The sequence below is a fragment of the Mesorhizobium sp. M7A.F.Ca.CA.001.08.2.1 genome, from assembly GCF_003998455.1.
In the GTDB taxonomy this organism is placed as follows: Bacteria; Pseudomonadota; Alphaproteobacteria; order Rhizobiales; family Rhizobiaceae; genus Mesorhizobium; species Mesorhizobium ciceri.
In genome coordinates this window covers 1-7,479 of the sequence record NZ_RZPW01000272.1, presented here as the reverse complement: position 1 = coordinate 7,479, position 7,479 = coordinate 1, and the positions used below count along the sequence as shown (strand labels likewise).

General features: G+C 63.9%; 10 protein-coding genes. 5 read left to right on the top strand and 5 right to left on the bottom strand.

The genetic code is table 11. The features are described from left to right. Positions 1 to 543 (top strand): YdcF family protein (locus EN914_RS17435; RefSeq protein WP_164778770.1); only part of this gene is annotated, 543 nt, incomplete at its 5' end. Here the strand turns inward: EN914_RS17435 and EN914_RS17430 are convergent. Then, the gene (locus EN914_RS17430) at positions 544 to 1,176 is read right to left on the bottom strand and encodes a pyridoxamine 5'-phosphate oxidase family protein (protein WP_024503761.1); all 633 of its coding nucleotides are present in this window, start codon (positions 1,174 to 1,176) and stop codon (positions 544 to 546) included. It lies immediately after the preceding gene. 24 nt (positions 1,177 to 1,200) lie between these two features. Further along, complete coding sequence (locus EN914_RS17425; RefSeq protein WP_127389174.1) at positions 1,201 to 1,671, bottom strand: DUF1348 family protein; 471 nt, start codon at positions 1,669 to 1,671, stop codon at positions 1,201 to 1,203. A gap of 119 nt (positions 1,672 to 1,790) precedes the next feature. Here EN914_RS17425 and EN914_RS17420 point away from each other — a divergent pair, with 119 nt between their 5' ends. Together EN914_RS17420 and EN914_RS17415 are read left to right on the top strand one after the other, a co-directional pair. Next, positions 1,791 to 2,693: a LysR family transcriptional regulator gene (locus EN914_RS17420; RefSeq protein WP_013529395.1), complete on the top strand. Its 903-nt coding sequence runs from the start codon at positions 1,791 to 1,793 to the stop codon at positions 2,691 to 2,693. Positions 2,694 to 2,811: 118 nt separating this feature from the next. Further along, complete coding sequence (locus EN914_RS17415; protein ID WP_024503759.1) at positions 2,812 to 3,612, top strand: 1-acyl-sn-glycerol-3-phosphate acyltransferase; 801 nt, start codon at positions 2,812 to 2,814, stop codon at positions 3,610 to 3,612. A 25-nt stretch (positions 3,613 to 3,637) separates the two neighbouring features. Here the strand turns inward: EN914_RS17415 and EN914_RS17410 are convergent, their stop codons facing one another. The 3 genes from EN914_RS17410 to EN914_RS17400 all read right to left on the bottom strand — a co-directional run bounded on the left by EN914_RS17410 (position 3,638) and on the right by EN914_RS17400 (position 5,944). Continuing rightward, positions 3,638 to 4,264, bottom strand: coding sequence for a LysE family translocator (locus tag EN914_RS17410; protein ID WP_024503758.1), 627 nt, complete (start codon positions 4,262 to 4,264; stop codon positions 3,638 to 3,640). 90 nt (positions 4,265 to 4,354) lie between these two features. Beyond that, on the bottom strand, positions 4,355 to 5,302 hold the full coding sequence (locus tag EN914_RS17405) for an aldo/keto reductase (protein WP_024503757.1): 948 nt from the start codon (positions 5,300 to 5,302) through the stop codon (positions 4,355 to 4,357). 120 nt (positions 5,303 to 5,422) lie between these two features. Next, positions 5,423 to 5,944 carry a gamma-glutamylcyclotransferase gene (locus EN914_RS17400; RefSeq protein ID WP_024503756.1) on the bottom strand — a complete coding sequence of 174 codons (522 nt, stop codon included), beginning with the start codon at positions 5,942 to 5,944 and terminating at the stop codon, positions 5,423 to 5,425. A gap of 142 nt (positions 5,945 to 6,086) precedes the next feature. Here EN914_RS17400 and EN914_RS17395 point away from each other — a divergent pair, with 142 nt between their 5' ends. Both EN914_RS17395 and EN914_RS17390 read left to right on the top strand, forming a co-directional pair. Further along, positions 6,087 to 7,085 carry a DUF2125 domain-containing protein gene (locus EN914_RS17395; protein WP_024503755.1) on the top strand — a complete coding sequence of 333 codons (999 nt, stop codon included), beginning with the start codon at positions 6,087 to 6,089 and terminating at the stop codon, positions 7,083 to 7,085. A 7-nt stretch (positions 7,086 to 7,092) separates the two neighbouring features. Further along, a partial coding sequence (locus EN914_RS17390; RefSeq protein WP_245497826.1) for a PfkB family carbohydrate kinase occupies positions 7,093 to 7,479 on the top strand: 387 nt, incomplete at its 3' end.

The window sequence follows — 7,479 nt, the reverse complement described above, 5'->3', positions numbered from 1 at the left end:
CCCCTGACGACGCCCGCCAATCCGGCCAGGGCAGACGCGATCATTGTCTTGACCGGCGGCCAGTCCCGCCTCGATGCCGCGATGGATCTGCTGGCGTCCGGCAAGGGCGAACGGCTGCTGATCAGCGGCGTGCATCCTTCGGCCAGCCGTCGCCAGCTGCAGGCGGCAACCGGCGGCGACAAGAATCTGTTCTCCTGTTGCGTCGACATCGACCGCGCCGCGCTCGACACGATCGGCAATGCCGAGGAAAGCGCCAAATGGGTCGAGAGCCACGCCTATGGCACGGTGATCCTCGTCACCAACAATTATCATATGCCGCGCAGCCTGCTGGAAATGGGCAGGCTGCTGCATGGCGCCAAGCTCGAGCCCTATCCGGTGGTCAATTCCAACCTCGACAATGGCGGCTGGCTGACCAAGCCGCGGGCATTGCGCGTGCTGTTCACCGAATACAACAAATATCTGCTTGCGCTGGCGCGCGGCATCGTGCCTGTCAAGCCGACGCCCAACGGCATCGCGCTGGCCGAAACCGCGGCCGGCGGCTGATTATTCCCCTGCGGCCGCGCCCGAATTTCCCCTGAGTCGTGCGATCTCCTGCTCAAGGCGTTCGATACGCTTGTCCCGCTCGCCGAGTGCCGCCGCGACGTCGGCTGCCTCGAACCGTTGCGGGATGTGCTGCGGGCAATTGGCATCCCAGGCCGAGACCGTGAACAGGACGACCTGCTCGGGGCGCGCTCTGTAGTCTTGCGGCATCAGCTTCGCCATCAGTTCGGCATCGTTCTCGACGACGCGCGCGGTGCCCCAGAGCTTGATGCGCTGGCGGTGCATATAGTCGATCAGGAACAGGAACGCCCTTGGATTGTCGGCCAGATTGCCCTGCGTGATGAACTGCCGGTTGCCGGAAAAATCCGCGAAGCCGATCGTATGTTCATCCAGCACCTTGAGGAAGCCGGCCGGCCCGCCGCGATGCTGGACATAGGGCTGCCCCTCGCGGTTGGCGGTCGACAGGAAGACGCTGGTCTGCATTTCGATGAAGGCGGCAAGATCCGGGGTGATGCCGGCCTGCCAGCCGCCACGCTCCTCGACGCGGGCGTAGGACTGACGTGAGCCTTTGCGGGCCTGGATCGCCTTGACGGTCGGCGTGAAGGCGACGTCGCTGGTGAAAGCATGCGCGTTCATCGAAAGCTTCCTTGCGGCAAGATGCTAAAGTCCGAGCTCCGACAGTGTCGGGTGGTCGTCCGGCCGCCGGCCGAGCGGCCAGTGATACTTGCGATCGGCCTCGCCGATCGGCAGGACGTTGATGCTGGCGATGCGCAGGCGCATCAGCCCGTGTTCGTCGAATTCCCAGTTCTCGTTGCCGTAGCTGCGGAACCATGAACCGCTGTCGTCGTGCCATTCGTAGGCGAAACGCACGGCGATGCGGTTGCCGTGGAAGGCCCAGACCTCCTTGATCAGCCGGTAGTCGAGCTCACGGCTCCATTTGCGCGTCAGGAAGGCCTGGATAGCGTCGCGCCCTTGCAGGAATTCGGCGCGGTTGCGCCAGCGGCTGTCCTTTGTATAGGCGAGCGCGACCCGCGCTGGATCGCGTGAATTCCAGGCATCCTCGGCCATGCGCGCCTTCTGCGCTGCGGTCTCGGCGGTAAACGGCGGCAGCGGCGGGCGGGCTTCGGACATGGCAACTCCTGTGCGAGGCCATGCTGCAGGCAGGGCCGACAGACTGGAATATAAGCCTTCCATCATTCAAAGGCAGATGGCATATTCGTAACTTGTCCTTCCATTTTTCGGAAGAACCTATGGATCGTCTCGAGGCCATGTCGCTCTTTGTCGCCGCGGTGGAGGCCGGCAGCCTTTCCGCGGCCAGCCGCCGTTTCGGCATTCCGCTGGCGACGGTCAGCCGCAAGATTTCCGATCTCGAGCGCCATCTGAACACACGCCTCCTGAATCGTTCGACGCGACGGCTGACACCGACCGATGCCGGCCAGGCCTATCTTGCCGCCTGCCGCCGCATCCTGGACGACGTCGGCGAGGCCGAACGCACGGCCGCCGGCGAATACAGTGTTCCGACCGGCGAACTGGCCATCACCGCGCCGGTCGTCTTTGGCCGCCTGCACGTGCTGCCGGTCGTCACCGGCTTTCTCGCCGCCTATCCCGACGTGGACATCCGCCTGACATTGGCCGATCGCATAACCCAGCTGGTCGAGGACCATTTCGATCTCGCCATCCGCATCGGCCGATTGCCCGATTCGAGCCTGGTCGCCATCGGCGTCGGCGCGATCCGCCGCGTCGTCTGCGCCAGCCCGGCCTATCTGGCCGAACACGGCACGCCAACGACCCCGGAGGATCTGGAAACACACGATTGCATCACCTTCGAGGGGCTCGCCTCCGCCGCCAGTTGGAGCTTCATCAAGGGCAAGGCCGAAATCCCGGTTCGGGTCCGCTCGCGGCTTCAGGTCAACACCGCCGAAGCGGCCATCGATGCCGCGATTGCCGGCGTCGGGCTGACGCGTGTGCTTTCCTACCAGATCGAAGCCGCGCTGCGGTCCGGCGCGCTGCGCGTCCTGCTGCAGGAATTCGAGCCGGCGCCATGGCCGGTAAGCCTGGTGCATGCGGGCCATGGCCTGCTGCCGGTCAAGCTGCGCGCCTTCCTCGATTTTGCCGCTCCGCGCCTGAAGGCGCGGCTGGCGCGGCTGATGTAGCGGAACCAGGCCAACCCATCGGTGGCCGTTCTTCGTCGCCAACCAAAGCGCCTGCGGCCATTTCCTTTTTTCCCGCGCTTGGTGTAACCAACGCTCACCTCCTCACCGGGCTCCCCCAATGCTCTACATCAGATCGCTGACGTTCAATTTCGTCTTCTACGTCAACCTGATCGTCCAGATGATCCTCTGGACCCCCTACTATTTCCTGTCGCCCCGGCACCGCGCCTGGTTCGTGCCGAAATTCTGGTCGCGCACCTCGATGTGGCTTTACGAGAAGATCGCCGGAACGAAGAACGAGATCACCGGCCGGGAAAACCTGCCCGAAGGCTCCTTCATCCTGGCACCAAAGCATCAGTCGTTCTGGGACGCGATCGCCTTCTTCCCCTTCCTTCAGGACCCGCTCTACATCCTCAAGCGCGAGCTGACCTGGATCCCGTTCTTCGGCTGGTACATCATGAAGATGCGCATGATCCCGGTTCATCGCGGCAGCCGTTCGAAAGCACTGAAGGCCGTGGTCGCCGCGACCAAGGAAGAGATGGCGCGCAACCCTCGCCAGCTCATCATCTACCCCGAAGGGACAAGACGCGCGCCGGGCGACGAACCGGCCTACAAATACGGCATCGTCGAAATCTACACGCAGCTTGGTGTTCCGGTGGTGCCGGTTGCCCATGTCGCCGGCCTCTATTGGCCGCGCCGCAAATTCCTGCGCTATCCCGGCACCATCAAGGCGCGTTTCCTGCCGCCGATTCCACCGGGACTGAGCAAGGACGAATTCATGGCCCGGCTGATCGGCGAGACCGAAGCTGCCTGCGACCAGTTCCTGATTGATGCGGCGCGCGGCCCGAACCCGCCTGCCTTGCCGCCGACAGCGGCGAAAAGGCTGCAAGAGCTGGACAACGCCGCAAGAACCAAAGTCTGAACCGGAAGTCTCCGGCCGGCAGTTCTCAGCCGAACACCGCCAGCGCGGTGGTCAATACCAGCGTCACGGCAAAGATCAGGTTGATGATCCGCGAGGCCGCCGGCCGGCGCAGGAAGCGCGCGAACCCAGCCCCCGCGACAAGCCACAGAGCGTGGATGGCAACGATCATCAGGGCGAGAACCGTCAGCTTCAGCCATAGACCAGGCTCAGTGGCGCCCTGTTTGGACGAAGCACCGGCGAACACGGCGGCGATCGCCACATAGGCCTTTGGATTGGCGACCGCGAGAAGAAATCCAGCCAGCCATGTGGGACGCGAAGCCTCGGCGGCGTGCGCCGCCAGCGGCGATGCCGTGGCTATCTTGAAGGCGAGATAGAGGATGTAGGCCGCGGAGGCCAAAGCCAGCAACGGCGCCAGCTTCGGCATCGAGGTGAGCACTGCCATGACCCCGGTCGCGACAACCAAAAGCACGGCGATCGTGCCCAGGATGATTCCCCAGGCATAGCCCAGGGAATGGCGCAAACCGAAGGCGGCACCAACGGCGGTGACGCTTATCGTTGCCGGCCCCGGGCTGCCCATGACGACGGCGGAGGCAAGCACGAGCGCGCACAACTGGCGCCAAAGATCCGGCTGCAAAAGAAGCGGCTCAGTCATCTCACCCTCTGTCTTGCCCCGTGCGAAGGAGGCTATGGCAAGACAAGAGGGTCGTCTTGGACGTTCGTGCGAGGAGCGGCCGCCGAAACTTCAGTCGCTTGCTTTGTCGAGTTCGGCCATGTCGGCGGCGCTCAGCTTCAGCGACGCCGCCTTGATCAGGCTGTCCATCTGCTCGGGCTTGGTGGCGCTGGCGATCGGCGCGGTGACGCCCGGCCGAGCGATCACCCAGGCAAGCGCGACTTCCGCCTGCTTGGCCGAATGCCTTGATGACACCGCGTGGAGTGCCGCAAGGATGCGCATGCCGCGCGCATTGAGATAGTCCTTCACGCCGCCGCCACGCGGGCTTTGGCCGAGATCGGCCTCGCTGCGGTATTTGCCGCTGAGGAAACCTTTGGCCAGGCTGAAATAGGTGATGACGCCGATGTCCTCGGCCACGCACAGATCGCGCAACGGCCCGTCAAAGGATGAGCGATCGTAGAGATTGTATTCCGGCTGCAGCACCTCGTAGCGCGGCAGACTGCGCAGGCTCGCCACATCGAGTGCCGCACGCAACTGGCCGGCGTCGAGGTTAGAGCACCCGGCATAGCGAATCTTGCCCTTGGCGAGCAGCTTCTCGTAGGCGCCAAGCGTTTCCTCATAGGGCGTCGCAGGATCCGGCCAATGCGACAGATAGAGATCGATGAATTCGGTCTGCAGCCGCTTCAACGATGCGTCGACGGCCTTTTCGATGTAGGCGGCGGACAGGTCCTTGTGCCCCTGTCCCATATCCGAACCGACCTTGGTGATCACCACGACCTTGTCGCGATTGCCACGGTCTTTCATCCATTTACCGATGATGGTTTCCGATTCGCCGCCCTTGTGGCCTGGAACCCAGCGCGAATAGGCGTCCGCCGTATCGATGGCGTTGAGGCCGGCGCCGACGAAGCGGTCGAGCAGGTCGAACGAGGTTTTCTCGTCGGCAGTCCAGCCGAAGACGTTGCCGCCCAGAACCAGCGGCGCGATGGACAAGTCGGTGCGACCGAGACGACGTTTCTGCAAGGCGGATCTCCGGGATGATTGGGCGGGCAAATGGCGCCCGCGGGCTGAGGGTTGGAGCCTAACCTAGGTCTTGCCTGAACGAGGTCAAAGGCCTGGCGGCCTTTTTCCGCAGAGCCAGCTTCACAAAGGCGCGACCTGCCGCGCCACCTCTTCCAGCCAATGGTCGCGAATGCCCAGCGCCTCGAGATGCTCCAGCGTGCTCAGCACATAGTCCTCGTTGTTGCCGGACTGGCCGACCGCACCGCGCACCACGGCCGCCGCATCTGCAGCGTCGAGCGCTCCGGCATATTGCTCGTGCTGGCGGTCGACAATGTAAACCACCGCGTCGACCGTACCGCCGCCGTCGAGGCGAACCTTGAGCAGACGCTCCAGATAGACATTGGTGACCAGCTCGCGCTCGCGCAGATAGGCCATAACCTCGTCGCGCAAGTCGCCGGGGACGCGGAATGCGAGGCCGACGCAGGACCCGCCACGATCGAGGCCGAGCACCAGCCCCGGCCGCTCGCGCGTGCCGCGATGCACGAAGGAATAGACGCAGAGCGAGCGCCGGTAGCCATGCAGGCGGGCACGCTGTGTTTCGACATGCGCGAATCCCGGCCGCCAGATCAGCGAGCCATAGCCAAACACCCAAAAATCGCCCATATCGCCGCGCCTGATTGCAAAAGATGCCAACACCGCACCCGGACCGGTGTTTTTTCCGCCCGTCCCGTCTAACTATTCGTCTGTCCACCTGGCGGAATCGACTACCCGTCCGCAATACCCATGCGTTAACGAGAGCCAAAGCATGACGTCAAGTGACGAACGCCAGCCGAACAAACGTCGCCGCCTGATCTGGCTTGCAGCATTCATCGTCGTGCTGTTCGCCCTCTACAGCGGCGGCTGGTTCTATCTGGCTGACCGCGTCAGGAGCGAGGCCGACAAGGCGGTTGCCACGCTCAACAAGAATGGCGTCGAGGCCGGCTGCGCCAATCTCCAGGTCAGCGGCTATCCCTTGAGCTTTACCGTCTCCTGCGACAACCTCGCCTATGAGGACGATGCCAAGAACATTGCGGCCTCGGCCGGAAGTTTCAACGCAGCCGCCCAGATCATCCAGCCTCTGTCGCCGGTTGCCAATCTGCGCGGCCCGCTCAGGACCTCCGTTCCGGACATGGTGCCGCTGTGGATCGACTGGGACAATCTGCAGGCCAATTTCAAATTGTGGTGGCCGCTGCCGCGGCGGATTTCGCTGGAGGCAGAGGGCCTTTCCGGCCAGACCGATCCGGCCGACGATACCGATCCGGTGCAACTGTTCAGTGCCGGCAAGGCATCAGGTCAGTTGCAGCCCAACGGCGAGGATATCGACTATCTCGGCAGTTTCGGCGATCTCGAGGTCGACCCCGACGCAATTGGCGGGCGCGTGCTTCCGGTGTTCGATGCCAGCGGCGACGTGACATTGAAGAACGGCGTCGCACTGATCGGCACGCGGGTGAAGAGCCTTCGTGGCCAGGCGATCGAAATCCGCAACCTTGACCTGTCGTCGGGGACGGCGCGCATCACCGTTTCGGGACCGCTCTCCGTCGACGCCGAGGGCCTGGTCAACGCCGACCTGATGATCAGGTTGAAGGACCCGAAGGCGGTGGCGGCCATCCTCGGTACCGCCATACCCGAGCAGAAAAGCCAGATCGAGCAGGGTTTTTCTGCCCTGGCGGTGCTCGGCAACGAACCGTCCATGCCGCTGAAGGTGGTCAGGGGCAAGGCCTCGCTCGGCTTCATTCCGCTGGGCAAGATCAAGCCGGTCGAATAGCTCAGCCATGGCAAAACCGGTGAAGCTGCTGAGCGTTGGCGCATTGACGCTGGACACCATCCTGCGCGTCGAGACGCTGCCCATACATCAGGGCAAGTTCATGGCCTCCGACGGCGTCCAGATCGCCTCGGGCATGGCCACCAGCGCCGCCTGCGCTGCCCATCGCCTGGGCGCCGAAGTATCGCTGTGGGCGAGTGCCGGCGACGATGCCGTCGCCGACCAGCTCATCGCCGGCATAGAGGCCGAAGGCGTCGATTGCACCTTCGTGCGGCGCGTCAGAGGTGCCCGCTCGGCGCTGGCCTCGATCCTGGTCGACGCGCATGGCGAGCGCATCATCGTGCCGTTCTATGACAGGCTTGCCCAGGCCGATCCCGATGTCCTGCCGGTCGCCGAC

What these genes read in the sequence shown, in the direction of transcription:
- EN914_RS17430 (WP_024503761.1), bottom strand. Translation starts at nt 1,176, where the DNA reads ATGAACGCGCATGCTTTCACCAGCGACGTCGCCTTCACGCCGACCGTC.
- EN914_RS17425 (WP_127389174.1), bottom strand. Translation starts at nt 1,671, where the DNA reads ATGTCCGAAGCCCGCCCGCCGCTGCCGCCGTTTACCGCCGAGACCGCA.
- EN914_RS17420 (WP_013529395.1), top strand. Translation starts at nt 1,791, where the DNA reads ATGGATCGTCTCGAGGCCATGTCGCTCTTTGTCGCCGCGGTGGAGGCC.
- EN914_RS17415 (WP_024503759.1), top strand. Translation starts at nt 2,812, where the DNA reads ATGCTCTACATCAGATCGCTGACGTTCAATTTCGTCTTCTACGTCAAC.
- EN914_RS17410 (WP_024503758.1), bottom strand. Translation starts at nt 4,264, where the DNA reads ATGACTGAGCCGCTTCTTTTGCAGCCGGATCTTTGGCGCCAGTTGTGC.
- EN914_RS17400 (WP_024503756.1), bottom strand. Translation starts at nt 5,944, where the DNA reads ATGGGCGATTTTTGGGTGTTTGGCTATGGCTCGCTGATCTGGCGGCCG.
- EN914_RS17395 (WP_024503755.1), top strand. Translation starts at nt 6,087, where the DNA reads ATGACGTCAAGTGACGAACGCCAGCCGAACAAACGTCGCCGCCTGATC.